The organism is Sterolibacterium denitrificans, assembly GCF_900174485.1.
In the GTDB taxonomy this organism is placed as follows: Bacteria; Pseudomonadota; Gammaproteobacteria; order Burkholderiales; family Rhodocyclaceae; genus Sterolibacterium; species Sterolibacterium denitrificans.
This window is the reverse complement of sequence record NZ_LT837803.1, coordinates 140,574-160,244: the sequence shown is the minus strand read 5'-3', so window position 1 is coordinate 160,244 and position 19,671 is coordinate 140,574. Positions and strand designations below refer to the sequence as shown.

Here is a 19,671-nt window from a genome sequence, read left to right as displayed (position 1 = left end):
GCTTCCTATTCCTCCATTCCTGCCGTTTGCGCAGGAAGCCTCAAGGCTGCTACGCGAAGTCCTGCTTCACCAGGCGGCGCAGCACCTTGCCCATTTCGTTGTAGGGCAGTTGATCCTTGAAGATGATCTTCGCCGGCACGCGCGAGGAGCGCAGGCGGGCCTTGACCCATTCCTGCAGTTCCTCGACGCTGGCTGCGGCCTTGTCCTTGAGGACGATGGCCGCGCCGACGTTCTCGCCCCATTGCTCGTCGGGAATCGCCACCACGGCGATGTCGGAGACGGCCGGATGTTCGAGCAGCACGTCCTCGATCTCGCCCGGCGAGATGTTCTCGCCGCCGCGCACGATGACGTCGTCCGCCCGACCTTCGAGATAGACATAGCCGTAACTATCGACATAGCCGCGGTCGCGCGTCGGGAACCAGCCGTCCTTGTCGAGCATGCTGCCCAGGCCGAGGTATTCGCCGGCCACCTGGCCGCCGCGGACGAAAATGTCGCCGGCCTGGTTCGGCTCCAGCGGCTTGCCGTCGTCATCGCGGATGACCAGTTCGATGGAGCCGATCGGCTTGCCGACCGAAGTCAGGCGCTTCCTGACTTCCGGATCGTCGCTGGCCGCGCCGCTGCGGTGATCGTCCGGCGTCAAGAGGCAGATCGTCGAGCTGGTTTCGGTCAGGCCGTAGGCATTGGTGTAATCGACGTCGGGCAGCAGTTCCATGGCGCGTTCGATCACCGACAGCGGCATCTTGCCGCCGCCGTAGGCGATGGCGCGCAGCGCGGGCAGGTTGGCGGCTTCGCCGGTTTCATTCAGGTAATCGATGACGCGCGAGAACATCGTCGGCACGACGAAGGCATTGGTGATCCTTTCGTTGCGGCACAGCTCCAGCCAGCCCTTGGCGTCGAAGTTCGGCAGTTGCACCATGCGCCGGCAGGCGTAGGTGGAACTCAGCACGGCCGAGATGCCGGCGATGTGATACGGCGGCACGGCCACCAGCACGGCATCGGTCTCCTCGGCATTGCCGAAATCGACGGTGCCGAGGATGTAGGACATCAGATTCTCATGGCGCAGCACGGCGGCCTTGGGCTTGCCGGTGGTGCCGCTGGTGAACAGCTGGATCGCCACGTCCGACGGCTCGCCCGGCGCGGCCTCGACCTGCGGGCCGGTCGAGCGAGCCAGTTCGAGGAAGTCCTCGCGCAAGACCACCTGTACGCCGGTGGGCACGGTCAGCGGGCTGATCGCGGGGGTGTCGGTGATGAGGTAGGCCGGGGCGATGCGTTCGAGCAATTCTTCCAGCTCCGGCTTGGTCAGCCGATAGTTGAGCGGCACGTAGGGCACGCCGGCGTAGGCCGAGGCGAACACCGCCACCGGCACGGCCAGGCTGCTGATGTCGAGCAGGCCGACGTACTTCGCCCCGCTGGCCTGGATCTCGGCGGCGGCGCGCCTGGCGGCGGCGAGCAGTTCGCCATAGGTCATGTTCTTGCCGTCGGAAGTGACGGCGACGCGGTCGGGGAAGCATTCCGCCGACATCTCCAGGGCCATGGCCAGATTCATGTGTGTTTCCTTAGGGATGCTCTGATGAAGTCATCCCCGCGCAGGCGGGGATGACGGGTTTTGCTGTTTCGAGAGCCGGGGCTGGCCGGTCGTCCCGTCAGTCCGAAGACGGCAGGGCCTTGGCCTGCTTGACCTGCAGGGCCACGCCATTGATCGCCAGGTTGCCCTTGCCGCCCTTGGTGCAGAGGAATTCGTAGCGGTCGCCTTCGTCGACGTAGCGCTTGCCGACCAGGGTGCCGGCGGCATGGGCGGCATCGGGCGTGCCGCCGCTCTTGGCGCCGGACATTTCGAGCATTTCGGCGCCGCCACAGGTGAGCTGGATTTCATCGGCCGCCGCCTTGGTGACCATCACTTCGGTGTCGCACACGGCGCTTTTCAGGCGCACGCCGGATTTCAATGCCTTCATCGTTTTTTCTCCCGTCTATCGTTGCTGTCAGTTGCGCCGATACCTGCGTGGAAACCGGCAATTTTCCATTAACAATCAAGGCCGGAAGTATCCGTACCGGGGGGCTTTGACTCATCGTCCACACGGACTAACAGCTGTCGCATCGGTATTCGTATCCGCATCCGCATGCGCACTCGATGCGGCGGCTTAAAATGGCGAGCCGCCATCCGCCAGGCTGTCATGCCGAGTTTTCCATCCATGCACGCTGTCGATTTTTCGCCCTTGTCCGGCTTCGTCTGCGCGCTCGATGCGGATGATGGGGCGGCTGACTGGGCGGACGATTATGCCGCCCGCCTGCTGAGCACGCTGGGCGCGCAGGTGCGGCGCGGCGCAAGGCCGGCAGGGCGGCATCCGGCCATCGCCTGGGCGCAAAGCGGCGCCATGGTCTTGACCGGGCGTGCCGACGGGCCGCCGCAGATGTGTCCGTTGCCGCTGGCTTCCTGCGTCGATGGCGTTGCCCGGGCGCTGACTGCGCTGCTGGCCGCGACGGGTGGCCGTTGGCAGGCCGCGCTGCCCGGTGTGGAGACGCTGGGCGAACGCGCAGCCCTCGGCGGGCTGGTGCGCCAGGGGCCGATTTCCGCCGGCGGCGCCTGCCGGCTGCTGCGCGCTGCCGATGGCTGGCTGGCGGTCAGCCTGCCGCGTGCCGACGACTGGGATTTGCTCGCGGCCTGGCTGGAATCGGAAAGCGGGTTTGCCGCCGGTGCCGGGGATGGGGATGCGGCCTGGCAAGCGCTGGCCGGACTGCTGCGCGAGCGCCCACTGGCTGCGCTGATCGAGCGGGGACGCTTGCTGGGGCTGGCGCTGGCTGCCGTCGCGGATGTCGCGGATATCGAACAGCGGCCGGCGGCCTGGTTCGAGGCGCGGCGGATCGCCACGCAGGCACGCCAGCGCCGGTGCGAGCCTGGCTACCGGCCGCCCTTGGTCGTCGACCTGTCCTCGCTGTGGGCCGGGCCGCTGTGCAGTCATCTGCTGCAGCTTGCCGGCGCGCGCGTCATCAAGGTCGAGAGCCGGCAGCGGCCGGATGGCGCGCGGCGCGGCGCGGCGGATTTTTACGATCTGATGAATCACGGCAAGGCCAGCGTCGCGCTGGATTTCGCCAGCTCGCAAGGCATTGCGCAACTGCGCGCGCTGCTCGCGCGCGCCGACATCGTCATCGAAGCCTCGCGCCCGCGCGCCTTGCGCCAACTGGGGATTTGCGCCGAGGATCTGATCGCCGCCAATCCGCGCCTGAGCTGGCTGGCGATCAGCGGTCATGGCCGCGATGCGCCGCAAGGCGAGTGGATCGCCTACGGCGACGATGCCGGCGTGGCTGCCGGCCTGTCCGGCGTCATGCTGGACTTGACCGGCGAGCCCATGTTTTGCGGCGACGCCATTGCCGATCCGCTGACCGGCTGGCATGCGGCCCTGGCCGCGCTGGCGGCGTACCTGGGCGGCGGCGGGCAACTGGTTGCGCTGGCGCTGACGGATGTGGCGCGCCATTGCGCGCAGTTCCGCCTGCCGGGCGAGCGTGCCGCGCTGCATGCGCGCTGGCGGGACTGGCAAGCCGAGATCGCTGCGGCGGGCATCGATGCGGCCTGCCTGCCGCTGCCGCGCCGCGCGCCGGCGGCCGCCCGGCCACTCGGCGCCGACACGGCAGCCATCCTGCAGGAACTGGGTATTTCATGCTGATCCGCAATGCCGAAATCGATTTCATCCACGCGGCCGCGCGGCGGGTCGATGTGCGCATCGCGGGCGGCCGCATTGCCGAACTCGCCGCTGCCGGCAGCTTGCCGCCACGGGTGGACGAAGCCGTGCTCGATGCCGGCGGCGCGGCGCTGCTGCCCGGTTTGCACGATCATCATCTGCATCTGGCCGCGCTTGCCGTCGCGCTGGATTCGCTGCCCTGCGGCCCGCCGCAGGTGACGACGGCGGCGGCGCTGGCCGAGGCCTTGCAGGCCCGTGCCGCGACGACGGCCGAGCATGAGTGGATACGCGGCATCGGCTATCACGAATCGGTGGCCGGCGAGATCGATCGTATCTGGCTGGATCGCGTCGTGCCACGGCATCCCGTGCGTATCCAGCAGCGCAGCGGGCGTCTGTGGATCGTCAATTCGGCGGCGCTGGCATTGCTGCTGGCCGATGCCGCGCCGCCGCCGGGACTGGCGTATCGCGCCGGCCGCATCCTCGACGCCGACGACTGGTTGCGCGGCCGCAGCCCATCGTCGCGCGGCTTTCCATCGCTGGCGCGCGTCGGCCGGCTGCTGGCGGCGCATGGCATTACCGGCGTGACGGAGACCACGGCGCACAATGACCTGGCGCAGTATCGCCATTTCGTCGCGGCCCGTGCGGCGGGCGAGCTGGCGCAGGACGTCCTGGTCATGGGCGATGCCAGTCTGGATGCCTTGACGGATACGGCAAACGCGGCGGACACGACGATGGAGACTGGCATCGGCGTGCGGCGCGGGCCGCTGAAGCTGCATCTGCACGAGCACGCGCTGCCGGATTTCGATGTCACGGTTGCCGCCATTGCCCGCAGCCATGCGGCCGGGCGGGCCGTGGCCGCGCACTGCGTGACGCTGGCCGAGCTGGTGTTCGCCCTCGGCGTGCTGGAAGCGGCCGGCGCGCATCCGGGCGATCGCATCGAGCATGCGGCCATCGCGCCGCCGGAAGTGCTGCCGCTGTTGCGGGCGCGCGGCGTGACCGTGGTGAGCCAGCCCAATTTCATTTTCGAGCGCGGCGACACCTATCTGCGCGAGGTGCCCGCCGCCGACCGGCCTTGGCTGTATCGTCTGCGCGGTTTGCTGGATGCCGGCATACCGCTGGCCGGCGGCGTGGATGCGCCCTTCGGTCAGGTCGATCCCTGGGCGGCGATGCAGGCCGCGGTCGAGCGGCGCAGTCGCCACGGCGCGGTTCTCGGCGCGGTCGAGGCGCTGGCGCCGGAAGCCGCGCTGGCCCTGTTTCTCGCGCCGCTGGCGGCGCCGGGGGCCGCGCCGCGTCGGATCGAAGTCGGCGCGACGGCCGATCTGTGTCTGCTCGACCGTCCCTGGGCCGCGGCACGCGGCAACCTGGCAGCCGTACGCGTGGCGGCGACGCTCAAGTTGGGCAGGTTGATTCACGCCGCTGCGGAAAATCGCACAGAGGCGTATTTGCGCCCATGCGATAATCCGCAGTCTTAAGCTGCAATTTCAATGAATTACTTACGGAGGCAGGGCTGTCATGGCAGGTGATTTCAACAAGACCACTGATCTTGGCCGTGTGCTGGTTACCGGCGGTTCCGGTTTCGTCGGCTGCAATTTCGTCAAGACGCTGCTGGCCAAGGGCTACAAGGTGCGCAGTTTCGACCTCGCGCCTTCGCCGCTGCCGGCCCAGGAGAATCTTGAAATCATCCAGGGCAACATCTGCGATCGGGAACTGGTCAGGCGCTCCGTCCAGGACATCGACACCATCTTCCACACGGCAGCCATCATCGAGTTGAAGGGCGGCAGCGCGGTCACCCAGGAATACCGCGACCGCTCCTATGCGATCAACGTCGAAGCCACCAAGAATCTGCTGCAGGCCGGCCGTGCCGCCGGCGCCCAGCGTTTCGTGTATACCGCCAGCAACAGCGTGGTGATCGGCGGCCAGCCCATCGTCAATGGCGACGAGACCCTGCCCTATACCGAACGCTTCAACGACCTCTACACCGAGACCAAGGTGGTGGCCGAGAAATGGGTGCTCGAACAGAACGGCCAGGGCATCCTGACTTGCTCGATCCGTCCGAGCGGCATCTGGGGCGAAGGCGACCAGACGATGTTCCGCCACATGTTCAACCAGATGATCGCCGGCCTGCTGCGGGCGCTGGTTGGCTCGGGCAAGGCGCGGCTGGACAACAGCTACGTGCACAACCTGATCCACGGCCATGTCCTCGCCGCGCAGCATCTCGTCGAGGGCGGCACCTCGCCCGGCCAGGCGTATTTCATCAACGACGGCGAGCCGATCAACATGTTCGACTTCTCGCGTCCCGTCGTCGAGGCGGTCGGCTATCCGTTCCCGAAGATGCGCGTGCCGGCGGCGCTGGTCAAGAGCGTCATGGCCATCTGGCAGGCGCTGCACTTCAAGCTCGGCATCCAGGAGCCGCCGGTGCCGCCGCTGGCCATCGAGCGCATCGCCATCGACAATTTCTTCAGCATCGACAAGGCGCGCCGCGATCTGGGCTATGAGCCGCTCTACAACACCGAGCAGGGGATCAAGGCGTCGCTGCCCTATTACGTCGAGATGTACAACAGGATGAAGCTGGCAGCGGGCAAGTAAGGCTCGTTGCATTCAGTCCATCGTTAGGGGCTGGCGCGGCTGCCCGGTCGAGCAGGCGCGGGGCTTGCCTTGCCGCCGGCGCTTGCGCGGCTATTCTCTATTCCTCCGGCGGTTCTTCCGCATTCGGCGTCGGCGCAAAAAACCGATAGCAATTGCGGCCTGCCTGCTTGGCCTGGTACATGGCGTGATCGGCGTGACGTATCAGTTGATCGGCATCCGTGCGATCGACGGGGAATAGCGTGATGCCGATGCTTACCGAGACATTCAGGGCGTATCCCCGGAGATTCACGGGATCGGCGGCGGCCTGCAGCAGGCGTTCCAGGATCGGTTCGCAGTGCGAGGGCTCGTCCAGGTCGACCAGCACGGCGATGAATTCGTCGCCGCCGATGCGCGCCAGCGTATCGCCTTCACGCAGGGCTTCCTGCATGCGCCGGGCGACATGCACCAGCAATTCGTCGCCGATCTCATGGCCATGGCGATCATTCACGGCCTTGAAACCATCGAGATCGAGATAGACCACGGCCAGCGCATCGTCGCGACGCAGGCACTGGGACAGCGCATGGCGCATGCGGTCGGCGAGCAGGGCGCGGTTCGGCAGGCCGGTCAGCACGTCGTAATGGGCGATGTGCTCCAGCTTGCTCTGGTAGTTCTTGATCGCGGTGATGTCGGTTGACAGCGCAACGTAGTTCTGCGGCCGGCCGTTTGCATCGCGTACCGCGCTGATGGTCATCAATGTGGGATACACCTCGCCATCCTTGCGCCGGTTCCAGATTTCGCCCGACCAGTGGCCCTTGGACAGCAGGGTTTCCCAGAATTCATCGTAGAAATCCGCATCCTGGAGCCCGGACTGCAGCATGCGCGGGTTGTTGCCCAGCGCTTCCTCGCGCGTATAGCCGGTGATCCGGATGAAGGCTTCATTGACGTCGATGATCGTCCCGTCCGTGTCGGCGATCACGATGGCTTCGCGGGCATGGGTGAAGACATTGGCGGCGAGCTGCAAGCGGATCTCCGACTGCTTGCGCGCCGTGATGTCCAGGTGCGTGCCCGACATGCGCAGCGGCTGGCCGTCTTCGGCCCACTCGACCACCCGGCCGCGATCCAGTACCCAGACCCAGTGGCCGTCGCTGTGCTGCATGCGGACTTCGCATTCGTAAGCGTCGAGTTCGCGGCGGAAACAGCGTTGCAGCATCAGGTTGGAGCGCTTGAGATCGTCGGGATGGGTGAGGTGATGCCAGGTGGTGATGTTGATGGGCGCCAACTCCTCCAGGCGATAGCCGACGATTTCCGCCCAGCGCTGGTTGAAGCTGGTTTCGCCGGTCTGTACGTTCCATTCCCAGGTGCCGACGTCGGCGCCCCAGAGGATTTCGGCCATGGTCCGGCTTTGCCGCCGGAAGTTTTCCTCGCTGCGCTGCAAGGCCTTTTCCATCAGCTTGCGTTCGTTGATGTCGGTGCAGGAGCCGATGTAGCCGATGAATTCGTCATTGCTGTCATTGTTCTTGAAGCGGGGGATGCCGTGATCGGCGATCCAGCGCCAGTCGCCGTCGTGATGGCGCAGACGGAGTTCGATGGTGTAGGGCTGGCGCTGATCGAAGCTGGCGTAATAGGTATCCAGATAGCGCTTGATGTCTTCGGGATGGATGCCGTCCGTCCAGCCGTAGCCCTGTTCCTTGTCCAGCGACCGGCCGGTGAATTCCAGCCAGGGCCGGTTGAACCAGTAGAAGCGCCGATCGGTGTCGGCGAGCCAGATCAGCGCCGGTACCGAATCCGCCAGCAGGCGGAAGCGCGCCTCGCTTTCCCGCAGTTCCCGGGTCATTCCATGCGCGGCCTGCAACGCCTGGCGACGGCCGTTGATCAGCACCCAGGACAGCCAGAACAGCATGCCGCTGATTGCCAGGCCGAGCAGGGCGGTATGCACCGGTTGCTGGCGATCCTTCACGTGCTGCAGAAAACCCGGCGCCGGACGGCTGATCACCGTCCAGGGATGGCCGGCGATGGTCAGGGTATGGCTGGCGCCGAGCCGATGCTCGCGGCTGACGTGCATTTCCGCATAGCTGGTCAGGTTTTCCCGGTAGGAGTCGTACAGCAGGGCCTCGGGCAGCGGGTGCTCGCCATCGTAGATCTCGATATCGAGTTCGCCCATGCGGCCGCCCTGGATGCCGTTCATCAGGTCGCGCATGCGAAACGGCGCATAGGCCCAGCCCAGCAATGCGGCCTGGCGCTCGACTGGCGTGGACTGGGGCGCATCGTTGCGATACACCGGCACGTACATCAGCAGGCCGGCCTGCTCTTCGCGGCCGGCTTCCTGCATCAGACGCACCTTGCCGGACAGGGCGGCTTCACCGCTGTCGCGCGCCCGCACCATGGCTGCCTGGCGCACGGGTTCGGAATACATGTCGTAGCCAAAGGCGCGCAGATTGCGGCCGGAGAAAGGTTCGAGAAAGACGATGGCGCTGTAGACGTCGCGCGGACCGGCGGGCTGGACCGTGTAGCCGGCAAAACCTTCCCGGCGGACGGCGTCGATATGCCGTTCCAGCTCGGCGGGCGCGATGAGCCGGGAAAAGCCCAGCCCCTGGATGCCGGGGTATATTTCCGTCAGATGCAGCGAATCCACGAAGCGCCTGAATTTCTGGCGATCGACGTCCTTCGATGCCTCGAACAGGCCGCGCACCGACAGCAGGGTCTGCTGGTAGGCCTGCATGCGCTGTTCGATGCGCGTGAGCACGGCGCGCACCTGAAAATCGAATTGCGTCTGTTCGTATCGCTCCTGCGCCACGAGCGCATTGCGCCAGGCCAGCCCGGTGAAGGACAGGGAGAGGAGCAGCACCAGCCAGGGAATCCAGCGAAATACCTGCTGCGCGAGCTTGCGCCGCATCAATGCCGGTGGTTCGTCCGGATGCTCGTCCGGGTCGTCGGTAAGCGCGTCATCCATGATCACCCCGCTGGACGAAGCCGCCGTCGGCAGGCAGCGCGGCAACTTCGCCGGCAGGCGCCAGTGCGACGGCGACCTGTTCGACCCGCGCCGGCGGCGGGCCGTGACGCGCCCAGACCAGCATGCCGGCAATCGCCTCGGCCGGGCCGGCGATCAGTGCTTCAACCGTACCGTTGCGGCAATTGCGTACCCAGCCGGCCAGCCTCAGGCGCATCGCCTCGTGCGCCATGGCAAAGCGGAAGCCGACCCCCTGCACCCGGCCGCTGATGACGAGATGGCGGGCTTCGGCAAGGTCGGGGGCGGAGTTCATGGCGGAGGATTCAGTTTTGCACCAGCCGCACCTGGTGGCCCATGCGGTCGAAGGCGATGTAGGGGCCGATTTCGCCCATGCGGATGGCATCGGTCATGCGGCGCAGGGGGATGTCCGCTTCCTCGCGGGCCGGCGGCGTGCGGCCGTGTCCACCCAGCGCGGCGCAAAAGACGATGGACCAGTCCGCGGCGCGCGTGCCCTTGGCGAACTCCATGGATTCGCTCACCAGATGATCGAAGTCCTGGAGTTCATCGGGCAGCTTGTCGACTTCCATCAACGGCGTCAGTGCGCCGCCCAGGCCATCGCGAAAACGCATGCGCTGTTCGAGCGTGGCATCTTCGGGCAGTTCGGAAATGGTGAAGATGAACAACAGGCGCTGGGCGTCGGGCTGCTGCCGGGCCGAGCTGAGGAGATCGTCAAAGGTCTGGATGTACATGGGCTAAGTATCCTCGATATCCTTGAAGGCCGGCGGATGGCGCGGGAAGGGGGTGCGAACGGTGTCCGGCGTCCGGTGTTACTTCACTCGCATGCCGGGCGTGGCGCCGCTGTCGGGCGAGAGCAGGAACAGTCCCGCAGTTTGCCCGCTTTCGTCGGAAGCGGCCAGTACCATGCCTTCCGACATGCCGAACTTCATCTTGCGCGGCGCGAGATTGGCGACCATCACCGTCAGCCGGCCGATCAGCGTCGCCGGATCGTAGGCCGACTTGATGCCGGCGAAGACCGTGCGCGGCGGTACGTCGTCGCCCAGTTCCAGGGTGAGCCTGAGCAGCTTGGCCGCGCCTTCGACGTGTTCGGCATTGGCGATGCGGGCGATGCGCAGATCGACCTTGCCGAAATCGTCCACGCCGATTTCCGGCGCGAAACACGTCCTGGCGGCGGCGACGTCGCCTTGCTGATGTTGCGCGTGGCGCTGCTGGGAATGCACCGCGTCCCTGGCGGCGTCGGTGGTTGCGGCAGCGGCCGGCGCCGGCGTCAATGATTCGCGGTTGGCCTCGACCAGGGCGTCGATCTGTTTCGGGTCGATGCGCTGCATCAGATGCTGGTAGGGATTGATCCGGTGTCCGGCCGCGAGCGGACGCGCCAGATCGGCCCAGGCAAACGGCGGCAGATTCAGGAAGGTTTCGACCTGCGCGGCCAGTTCCGGCAGCACCGGCTTGAGATAAATCGTCAGATTGCGGAACTGGTTGAGCGCGGTGGTGCAGACCGCGTGCAGGCGCGCTTCCGCTTCGGCAGACGGATCCTTGGCCAGCTCCCAGGGCTTGTGGTCGTTCACGTACAGGTTGGCGACGTCGGCCAGGCGCATGATTTCGCGCAGCGCCCGGGCGTAGTCGCGGGCTTCGAGGCTGTCGCGGACGATCCGGCTCTGCCGGGCGGCCTCGAATTCGTTCATCGCCGTCATGTCGACATTGCCGAGCCGGCCGTCGAAACGCTTGGTGATGAAACCGGCGCAACGGCTGGCGATGTTGATGTATTTGCCGATCAGGTCGCTGTTGACCCGGGCGACGAAATCGCTGAGGTTCAGATCGATGTCCTCCAGCGTGCCGTTCAGCTTGGCGGCGTAGTAGTAGCGCAGCCACTCGGGATTCAGTCCCTGTTCGAGATAGCTTTCGGCGGTGATGAAGGTGCCGCGCGACTTCGACATCTTCTGGCCGTCGACGGTCAGAAAACCGTGGGCGAAGATGCCGCTGGGCGTGCGGTAGCCGGCGTGTTCCAGCTCGGCCGGCCAGAACAGCGCGTGGAAGTAGAGGATGTCCTTGCCGATGAAGTGGTACAGCTCGGTGGTGGCGTCCTTGCCCCACCAGGCATCGAAATCGAGACCGCGCTGCGTGCACAAATTCTTGAACGAGCCCATGTAGCCGATCGGCGCATCGAGCCAGACGTAGAAGAATTTGCCTGTGGGCTTGCCGTCGTCGCCGGGAATCTCGAAGCCGAAGTAGGGCGCATCGCGCGAGATGTCCCAGTCGGTCAGCTTGTTCTCGCCGGGGGCGCCCAGCCATTCCTGCATCTTGTTGGCGGCCTCGGTCTGCAGCCGGCCGCTTTGCGTGTAGCGGCGCAGAAAATCCTGGCAGCGCGGATCGGAGAGGCGGAAGAAATAATGCTCTGAGGCTTTCAGCACCGGCGTTGCGCCCGAGACCGCGGAATACGGATTCTTCAGATCGGTCGGCGCGTAGGCCGCGCCGCAGGCTTCGCAGGCATCGCCGTATTGATCCGCCGCGCCGCACTTCGGACACTCGCCCTTGATGAAGCGGTCGGGCAGGAACATTTCCCGCAGCGGATCGTAGTACTGCTCGATGCTGCGGATGTCGATCAGTCCGGCGGCCTTCAGCTTGCGGTAAATGTCCTCGGCATAATGACGGGTTTCCCCGGAATGCGTGGTGTAGTAGTTGTCGAAGGCGACGTGGAAGCCGGCGAAGTCGCGGCTGTGCTCGTCATGCACGCGCGCCACCAGGGCTTCCGGGGTGATGCCTTCCTTCTCGGCGCGCAGCATGATCGGCGTGCCGTGGGTGTCGTCGGCGCAGACGTACCAGCATTCGTGGCCGCACATCTTCTGGAAGCGCACCCAGATGTCGGTCTGGATGTACTCGACCAGATGGCCGAGGTGGATCGCGCCATTGGCATAGGGCAGGGCGCTGGTGACGAGGATCTGGCGCGGGGTGTGGGTCATGGATGTGGACGGCAGGGCAGGATGCGGGAGCGCATTTTAGCAAGGGGCGTGCGCGATAGGGCCGGGATGCAGGAGGGATGCGGCCGCGCATATCCGCAATTCCTTCATGGTTGCATGCCGGCATGCCGATGCGCATACTCCCGGCTCCCGATGCGCATCATCGCAAGTCCATCAAGGAGAGAACATGTTCTGGAAACGCGCTGTCGACAAGGGCGAATCGAGCGCGGCAAATGTCCGGCTCCACGCGCTGGAGGCCGAACATCGCGCGATCGATCGCGCGATGGCGATGATCCTCTTCAGCCTCGACGCCCGCGTGATCAAGGCGAACGGAAACTTTGCCAGCGCCCTCGGATACCCTGACCCGGAAAAACTGGTTGGACAGTCCCACCAATCGTTCTGCCGTCCCGAATATGCCCGGGGCAGGGACTATCAGGATTTCTGGGATCGCCTGCGCCGCGGCGAAGCTTTCAGCGGCCGGGTCGAGCGCGTGGCGGCGGATGGTCGGGCCGTCTGGCTGGAGGCGAGCTATGTGCCGGTACTTGACGAGCACGGTAAGGTAACGGGGGTCATCAAGCTGGCGACGGACATCACTGGTCAGGTCGAGAATGTGGCGCGCAACCGCAGCTTCATCGATGCCCTGCACCGCGTCATGGCCGTCATCGAGTTTGCTCCGGACGGCACGATCGTCGCCGCCAACGACAATTTTCTTGCAGCCTTCGGCTATCGGAGCGATGCCCTGCTCGGCAGGCATCACCGCATGCTGTGCGATCATGAGTTTGTCCAGAGCCCGGCATACCAGCAGTTGTGGAGCCGTTTGCGCGCCGGCAAGCCCGTTGCCGACCGCATCCGGCGGGTGGCGAGTGACGGCACGCATCGCTGGCTGGAAGCCAGCTATAACCCGCTGCTCGACGATGCGGGCACTGTCACGGGCATCGTCAAGTTCGCGACCGACATCACGGCCAGCGTGGAGCTGCAGGCAAGGGAGCGCGAAAGCGCGCAATTCGCCCATGCCACTTCGCAGCAAACCGAGCAATGGTGCGCGACCGGCGTCGAGAACGTGCGCCGGACCGCCGCCGAAATCAATGTCATGTCCGAAAGCATCGGCCACGCCGCCGAGGATGTGACCCACCTCGGCAGCCACGCCGAAGAGATTACCTCGGTCGTCAATACCATCAGGGAAATCGCCGACCAGACCAATCTGCTGGCGCTCAATGCGGCGATCGAGGCGGCACGCGCCGGCGAGTCCGGACGCGGCTTCGCGGTGGTCGCGGACGAGGTGCGCAAGCTGGCCGAGAGAACCGCGAACTCGACCCGCGAGGTTGGCAAGACCGTCGCCGACATCCAGGTGCAAACGCGCCAGGCGGTTGCGCGCATGCAGGAAATCGGGAAACAGGCGCACAACAGCGTCGGGCTGGTGGAAGACACCGGCGCGACCATGCAGCAAATCATGGACAGCGCGAGTGCCGTCGTTGCGGCGATCGGGCGCTTCACCCATTTGGCGACAGTCCCGTCGGACGGACAGGGCGTGGCGCTGCCGCAAACCTCTGATGCCAATCGCATGGCGTCATGATGTGAGCCTCGCGCCGAGGCCGCGCCATGCGGGCGGCAAGGCAAGCCTGCCGGCGGAAACCAGATTAAAATACTCGGCTATTCGTGGGTTCAGGAATTCACGAATCCAAAAAATCACGATTCATTGCGTGACCGGTCTGGCGCCAAGCCAGGTCACGCTTCCGTCCGGACTGGAGAACAATCATGAGCATCAACGAAGCCCAGATACAAGCCGCCCTCAAGGAACTCATCGATCCCAACACCGGCAAGGACTTCGTCAGCGGCCGCAGCGTACGCAACCTCAGGATCGACGGCGCGAACGTGGCGCTCGACATCGAACTGGGCTATCCGGCCAACAGCCAGTTGGAGACGATCCGCCGTCAGGTCGGCGACAAACTGCAGAGCTTGCCCGGCATCGGCCGGGTCGACGTGCAGGTGCGCAGCAAGATCGTCGCGCACAGCGTGCAGAAGGGCATCAAGCTGATCGAAGGGGTGAAGAACATCATTGCCGTGGCTTCGGGCAAGGGCGGCGTCGGCAAGTCCACCACGGCGGCGAATCTGGCGCTGGCGCTGGCCGCCGAGGGTGCGAAGGTCGGCCTGCTCGATGCCGACATCTACGGCCCGTCGCAGCCGACCATGCTCGGCGTCCAGGGCAAGCCCGATTCGCCCGATGGCAAGAGCATGCTGCCGATGCAGGCGCACGGCCTGCAGGTGATGTCGATCGGCTTTCTCATCGACCAGGAAACGCCGATGGTCTGGCGCGGCCCGATGGTCACCCAGGCGTTGCAGCAACTGCTCAACGACACGCGCTGGGACGATCTCGACTACCTGGTGATCGACCTGCCGCCGGGTACGGGCGATACGCAGTTGACGCTGGCGCAGAAGGTGCCGGTGACCGGCGCGGTCATCGTCACCACGCCGCAGGACATCGCCCTGCTCGACGCGCGCAAGGGGCTCAGGATGTTCGAGAAGGTCGGCATTCCCATCCTCGGCATCGTCGAGAACATGAGCACGCACGTCTGCTCGAACTGCGGTCATGAAGAGCACATCTTCGGTGCCGGCGGCGCGGCGCGCATGGCGCAGGATTACGCCATCGACGTGCTGGGCGAGCTGCCGCTCGACATCGGCATCCGCGAGAGCACCGACGGCGGCACGCCGACCGTCGCCGCCGATCCGGAGGGCCGCATCGCCGCGATCTACAAAACCATCGCTCGCCGCGTGGCGGTGAAGGTGGCGCAGCAGGCGAAGAACCTGAGTTCTAAATTTCCGAACATCGTCATCCAGAACACCTGAACGGGGAGCGGGTGATGAGCGGGGGCATCGACCGCATCGGTCGCATCGCAGCCGTGCTCGTCGGCCGCGCCGTGCCCTATACGCGGCCGGGCGTGATCAGCGCCATTGCCAAGCAGCCGGTCGCCGGCCGGGTGCGGGTCGGCCCGCTCGGCCTGGAAAACGACGAGCAGGGCGATACGCAATTCCACGGCGGGGCGGACAAGGCCGTGCATCTCTACAGCAGCGCGCATTACGCCGCCTGGCGCGATGAACTCGGCGGGTTGCCGGTGCTCGCCGCGCCGGGCGCCTTCGGCGAGAACCTGGCGGTCGAGGGCGTGACCGAACGGAACGTCTGCATCGGCGATCGATGGCGCGTGGGCTCCTGCGTGCTGGAAATCAGCCAGGGTCGCCAGCCTTGCTGGAAACTCAACGACCGCTTCGAGGCGGCGGACATGGCCCGTCGCCTGCAGGACACGCTGCGCACCGGCTGGTACTGCCGCGTGCTGACGGACGGCGAGATCGGCGCCGGCGATGAAATCGCGCTGCTGGCGCGGCCGTATCCGGACTGGCCGATCGCCCGCATGATGGACGTGCTCTACCGGCCCTGCCTCGATGCGACGACGCTCGCCGCCGTGCTGGCGCTGCCGCTGGTGCCCGGCTGGCGCACGCTGATCGAGCGCCGTCTGGCCAGCGGATGCGTCGAGGATTGGGACAAGCGCCTGAACGGGCCGCCGCGCTGATCACGCATCGCTCGCTGCTACAATCTGCGGCTCGGTGCTTGCCGGAATCCCCGGTCGGCTGCGATAGAACGACAATCCAGGAGAAGAATGATGGCTGAACTCGATATCAGCACCAAGAACTGCATCGTCGAAAAGCAAGGCAAGGTGCTGGTGGTCACCCTGGCCCGCGTCGAGGCGAAGAATGCGCTGACGCCGGCGATGCTGATCGGCATGTACAAGGCCTGGCGTCTGCTCGACAGCGACGACGAGCTGATCTGCGCCGTGCTGACCGGCAAGGGCGATACCTTCTGCGCCGGCATGGACCTCAAGGCCGGGCCGGAAGGCGGCGAAAACGCCGAGGAAATCCAGCAACTGATGCAGGAAGTTCCCGACCTGCACTGGCAGGCATTGCTGCGCCACAATCAGCCGATGAAGCCGGTCATCCTCGCCGTCGAAGGCTATGCGCTGGCCGGCGGCACCGAAATTCTGCAGGGTACCGACCTGCGCGTCGCCGCCGAGGATGCCACGCTGGGCATCACCGAAGTCCAGCGCGGCCTGTTTCCGCTGGGCGGCTCGACGATCCGCCTGCGCCGCCAGATTCCCTACTGTCTGGCCGCCGAAATGCTGCTGCTCGGCCGCCACGTCACGGCGCAGGAAGCGCTGCGCTTCGGTCTCATCAACAAGGTCGTGCCGCACGGCCAGGCGCTCGCCGAAGCCATGAAGATGGCCGCGCAGCTTTGTGAAAACGGCCCCCTGTCGGTCAAGGCCATCACCAAGTCGTTGCGCGAGAACGGCCACTGGCTGAGCGAGAAGGAAGCGCTGGCCAACGAGGAAGTCATCGGCTGGGGCGTGTTCTCCTCGAACGACGCCAAGGAAGGCATGCGCGCTTTCAAGGAAAAACGCAAACCGGTGTTTACGGGGACTTGATGCGGTCCAAAGGGCCGCATTTAGTCCCCGTTATGCCGGGACGGCGGAGGGGACTTGATGCGGTCCAAAGGGCCGCATTTAGTCCCCGTTATGCCGGGACGGCGGAGGGGACTTGATGCGGCCCAGGGGACGCGTCTAGTGCCAGTTATGCCGCGTAGCGGCGAAGGGCACTTGATGCGGCACGCAGCGGCATCCAGCCCTCCGAGAATTTGTTGACTTGAAAGGCAGCGATCATGACCACGCTATTCGATCCCGTTCAGCTTGGCGAACTGTCACTGCGCAACCGCATCGTAATGGCGCCGATGACGCGCAGCCGCGCGGCGGCGGGTGACGTGCCGACGGATTTGCACGTCGAGTACTACCGCCAGCGCGCCAGCGCCGGGCTGATCGTCAGCGAGGGCACGCAGCCCAGTCCGAACGGCAAGGGTTATTGCCGCACGCCGGGCATCCACAGCGCGCAGCAGATAGCCGCCTGGCGTGCCGTCACCGACGCCGTGCATGCGGCAGGCGGACTGATGGTGATGCAGGTCATGCATGTCGGGCGAATTGCCCATTCGCTGAACAAGGCGGCGGATGCCGAAACCGTCGCGCCTTCGGCGATACGCGCGGCGGGCAGGATGTATACCGAATCCGGCATGCAGGAATTCGCCATGCCGCGCGCCTTGCGCACGGAGGAAATTCCGGCGCTCATCGACGAATACCGCCAGGCGACGAGTAATGCCTTGGCTGCCGGTTTCGACGGCGTCGAGCTGCATGCCACCAGTGGTTATCTGCCGGCGCAGTTCCTGTCCACCGGCGCCAACCGGCGCAGCGATGCCTATGGCGGCAGCGTGGAAAATCGCATCCGCTTCGTCGTCGAAACCCTGCAGGCGATGATCGCCGCCGCCGGCGCCGGGCGTGTCGGCATCCGCATCTGTCCGGGCAATCCCTTCAACGATCTGCAGGATGACGATCCGGCGGAAACTTTCTCAGCTTTGCTGCAGGCCATCACGCCCATGCGGCTTGCCTATCTGCATCTGGTCCATCTGCCGGCCTTGAGCGTGGATGGCCTGAAGCTGGTGCAGGAAAACTATCGCGGCAATCTGATCATCAACGACAGCCTGACGCTGGACAAGGCGAGCCGGTACATTGCCGAGGGCACCGCGGCCGCTGCTTCCTTCGGCCGCTACTATGTATCCAATCCCGATCTGGTCGAGCGCTTCCGCCGAGGCGCGGAACTTGCCGACTTCGATGCGGCCACGCTCTACGCGGACGGGCCGCGCGGCTACATCGACTATCCGGCGCTGGCGAAAACCTGAAGCCTCAGGCGTTCAGGTTCAGCGCACCCGGATTTTGGGCGTCGGCGCGCCGCGGCGCATGGTTTCGAGAAACTTGCCCAAGGGCGCGGGTGGCGCCACTTGCGGCGCTTCGTCGCCGGGTGGATGGGCCCAGAATGCCTGCCATGACGGCCACAGTTCGTGCCAGGCGCCGTCATAGGTTTCGCGATCCGGCCAGCGCATTTTTCGCTCGCCGATCGGCGGCTTGTTGAGATCGGTGGCATACCAGTAGCAGGGCAGGCGGCGGCGGAAATACCAGCGGCCGTCGATGCGTTCGTATTCGTCCCAATAGAGCATCTGCATGATCACCCACTCGTCGCCGGTCTCGTGCTCGTTCTTCGAATACACCACGCCGATGGCGTGATCGGCATCGCGGAACTCGATGATGTGGCCGCCGATGTGATGCGCGGTGCCGGTGAATTGCAGGCGCAGGGTGTCGTCGAGCCAGCGCTTCATCGCCGCGCGGCCGCTTTGCTCCTTGCTGATGCGGATGTCCGGGGCGAACAGATTGACGTGCGCATCGAGGTCGCGCATGTCCAGCGACAGTGCGTATTTCGCCGGCAGCATGCGGATTTCCTCGATGGCTTCGAGGCGGTCGAGGCGGGCGAGCAGATCCTTGCCGACGGCGCTGTCGTTGCTCATGGCGTCATCCTCGACTGGCTGCCGTGGCGGTATTGGCGGTATCGGCCGTGTCGGCCGTATCGGCTGCAAAGGTGAAGGCGTCGGCGTAGAACTCGTCTTCCGGCAGGCCGCGCGCGGTGAAGTCGCGGCGGGCGGCATCGATCATCGCCGGCGCGCCGCAGGCGTACACCTGATAGCCGGAAAGATCGGCATGGTCGGCCAGCACCGCCTGATGGACGAGGCCCGTGCGGCCGCTCCAGGCGTCGTCCGCCGCCGGTTCGGAGAGCACCGGCACATAGCCGATGTGCGCGTGCTCGGCCGCCCATTGCAGCGGCAAGTCGGGCAGGTAAAGGCCGGCGCGATCCCTGGCGCCCCAGTAAAGTTGCATCGGCCGCTTGATCTTGCTGTGGATGGCGTATTCGACCAGGCTCTTGATCGGCGCGAAGCCGGTGCCGCCGGCGAGCAGGATGATCGGCTTGCTGGTGTCCTCGCGCAGGAAGAAGCTGCCGTGCGGGCCTTCGAAACGCAGCATCTCGCGTTCCTTCATCGCATTGAAGACGTGTTCCGTGAACTGGCCGCCCGGCACCAGGCGGATGTGCAGTTGCAGCAGCTCGTCGTCATACGGCGCATTGGCCAGCGAGAAGGCGCGGCGCTGGCCGTTCTTGAGCAGGATCTCGATGTACTGCCCGGCGAGGAACTGCAGACGCTCGTTGGTCGGTAGCTTGAGCTGCAGGGCGATCACGTCGGGCGCCAGCCGTTCGAGCCGCTGCACGCGGCAGGGCATGGTCTTGACCTGGATATCCTTGCCGGCGGTGATCACCTTGGCGGCGATGACCAGGTCGGACAGCGGCCGGGCGCAGCAGAACAGCGCCATGCCGGCATCGCGCTGGTCCTGCGGCAGCGTGCCGATGGGTGCGCTGCCATGGTCGATCTCGCCGCTGACGACGGTGCCCTTGCAGGCGCCGCAGGCGCCGTTCTGGCAGCCGTAGGGCAGCTTGATGCCGGCGTCGATGGCGGCCTGCAGGATGGTGGCGTTCTCGTCGACGTCGTATTCGTGACCGCTGGGCTGGATGCTGATGTGGTGGGACATGAGATAATTCCGGG

At 65.7% G+C, this 19,671-nt stretch carries 15 protein-coding genes and 2 pseudogenes; 9 read left to right on the top strand and 8 right to left on the bottom strand.

Annotated features, from left to right (window positions below):
• Positions 1-49: 49 nt before the first annotated feature.
• Both SDENCHOL_RS00710 and SDENCHOL_RS00705 read right to left on the bottom strand, forming a co-directional pair.
• A complete protein-coding gene (locus SDENCHOL_RS00710; protein WP_067171317.1) occupies positions 50-1,546 on the bottom strand; it encodes a class I adenylate-forming enzyme family protein in 1,497 nt (498 codons plus the stop codon).
• Positions 1,547-1,643: 97 nt separating this feature from the next.
• Positions 1,644-1,952 carry a hypothetical protein gene (locus tag SDENCHOL_RS00705; RefSeq protein WP_197706800.1) on the bottom strand — a complete coding sequence of 103 codons (309 nt, stop codon included), beginning with the start codon at positions 1,950-1,952 and terminating at the stop codon, positions 1,644-1,646.
• Between the two features lie 237 nt (positions 1,953-2,189).
• Between SDENCHOL_RS00705 and SDENCHOL_RS00700 the strand changes: the two genes are divergently transcribed.
• The 3 genes from SDENCHOL_RS00700 to SDENCHOL_RS00690 are packed head-to-tail and all read left to right on the top strand — an operon-like array spanning position 2,190 to position 6,260.
• A complete protein-coding gene (locus tag SDENCHOL_RS00700) occupies positions 2,190-3,659 on the top strand; it encodes a CoA transferase (RefSeq protein ID WP_067171321.1) in 1,470 nt (489 codons plus the stop codon).
• Positions 3,653-5,146, top strand: coding sequence for an amidohydrolase family protein (locus SDENCHOL_RS00695; RefSeq protein ID WP_067171324.1), 1,494 nt, complete (start codon positions 3,653-3,655; stop codon positions 5,144-5,146). The genes SDENCHOL_RS00700 and SDENCHOL_RS00695 overlap by 7 nt, the downstream gene beginning before the upstream one ends.
• 40 nt (positions 5,147-5,186) lie before the next feature.
• A complete protein-coding gene (locus SDENCHOL_RS00690) occupies positions 5,187-6,260 on the top strand; it encodes an NAD-dependent epimerase/dehydratase family protein (RefSeq protein WP_067171327.1) in 1,074 nt (357 codons plus the stop codon).
• 97 nt (positions 6,261-6,357) lie between these two features.
• Here the strand turns inward: SDENCHOL_RS00690 and SDENCHOL_RS00685 are convergent, their stop codons facing one another.
• The 4 genes from SDENCHOL_RS00685 to metG all read right to left on the bottom strand — a co-directional run bounded on the left by SDENCHOL_RS00685 (position 6,358) and on the right by metG (position 12,164).
• Entirely contained in the window at positions 6,358-9,189 is a 2,832-nt protein-coding gene (locus SDENCHOL_RS00685; RefSeq protein WP_067171331.1) for a CHASE domain-containing protein, read from the bottom strand.
• Entirely contained in the window at positions 9,182-9,499 is a 318-nt protein-coding gene (locus SDENCHOL_RS00680) for an acylphosphatase (protein ID WP_067171334.1), read from the bottom strand. The genes SDENCHOL_RS00685 and SDENCHOL_RS00680 overlap by 8 nt, the downstream gene beginning before the upstream one ends.
• 10 nt (positions 9,500-9,509) lie before the next feature.
• Complete coding sequence (locus tag SDENCHOL_RS00675) at positions 9,510-9,935, bottom strand: ribonucleotide reductase subunit alpha (protein WP_154715701.1); 426 nt, start codon at positions 9,933-9,935, stop codon at positions 9,510-9,512.
• 78 nt (positions 9,936-10,013) lie between these two features.
• On the bottom strand, positions 10,014-12,164 hold the full coding sequence (gene metG / locus SDENCHOL_RS00670) for a methionine--tRNA ligase (RefSeq protein ID WP_067171340.1): 2,151 nt from the start codon (positions 12,162-12,164) through the stop codon (positions 10,014-10,016).
• 106 nt (positions 12,165-12,270) lie between these two features.
• On the opposite strand from metG, the pseudogene SDENCHOL_RS14690 reads away from it, so the two are divergent.
• The 6 genes and pseudogenes from SDENCHOL_RS14690 to SDENCHOL_RS00645 all read left to right on the top strand — a co-directional run.
• Positions 12,271-13,131 (top strand): annotated as a pseudogene (locus SDENCHOL_RS14690) (PAS domain-containing protein); the annotation flags it as partial.
• Between the two features lie 204 nt (positions 13,132-13,335).
• Positions 13,336-13,734, top strand: a pseudogene (locus SDENCHOL_RS14685) (methyl-accepting chemotaxis protein); the annotation flags it as partial.
• A gap of 182 nt (positions 13,735-13,916) precedes the next feature.
• Complete coding sequence (apbC, locus tag SDENCHOL_RS00660; protein ID WP_067171343.1) at positions 13,917-15,005, top strand: iron-sulfur cluster carrier protein ApbC; 1,089 nt, start codon at positions 13,917-13,919, stop codon at positions 15,003-15,005.
• Positions 15,006-15,019: 14 nt separating this feature from the next.
• On the top strand, positions 15,020-15,724 hold the full coding sequence (locus SDENCHOL_RS00655) for an MOSC domain-containing protein (protein ID WP_067171346.1): 705 nt from the start codon (positions 15,020-15,022) through the stop codon (positions 15,722-15,724).
• A gap of 90 nt (positions 15,725-15,814) precedes the next feature.
• A complete protein-coding gene (locus tag SDENCHOL_RS00650; RefSeq protein ID WP_154715700.1) occupies positions 15,815-16,630 on the top strand; it encodes a crotonase/enoyl-CoA hydratase family protein in 816 nt (271 codons plus the stop codon).
• 233 nt (positions 16,631-16,863) lie between these two features.
• Positions 16,864-17,928 carry an alkene reductase gene (locus SDENCHOL_RS00645; protein ID WP_154715699.1) on the top strand — a complete coding sequence of 355 codons (1,065 nt, stop codon included), beginning with the start codon at positions 16,864-16,866 and terminating at the stop codon, positions 17,926-17,928.
• A gap of 18 nt (positions 17,929-17,946) precedes the next feature.
• On the opposite strand, the gene SDENCHOL_RS00640 is transcribed toward SDENCHOL_RS00645, so the two are convergent.
• The gene (locus SDENCHOL_RS00640) at positions 17,947-18,588 is read right to left on the bottom strand and encodes a nuclear transport factor 2 family protein (protein WP_154715698.1); all 642 of its coding nucleotides are present in this window, start codon (positions 18,586-18,588) and stop codon (positions 17,947-17,949) included.
• A 4-nt stretch (positions 18,589-18,592) separates the two neighbouring features.
• Positions 18,593-19,657 carry a CDP-6-deoxy-delta-3,4-glucoseen reductase gene (locus SDENCHOL_RS00635; protein ID WP_154715697.1) on the bottom strand — a complete coding sequence of 355 codons (1,065 nt, stop codon included), beginning with the start codon at positions 19,655-19,657 and terminating at the stop codon, positions 18,593-18,595.
• Between the last annotated feature and the right edge of the window lie 14 nt (positions 19,658-19,671).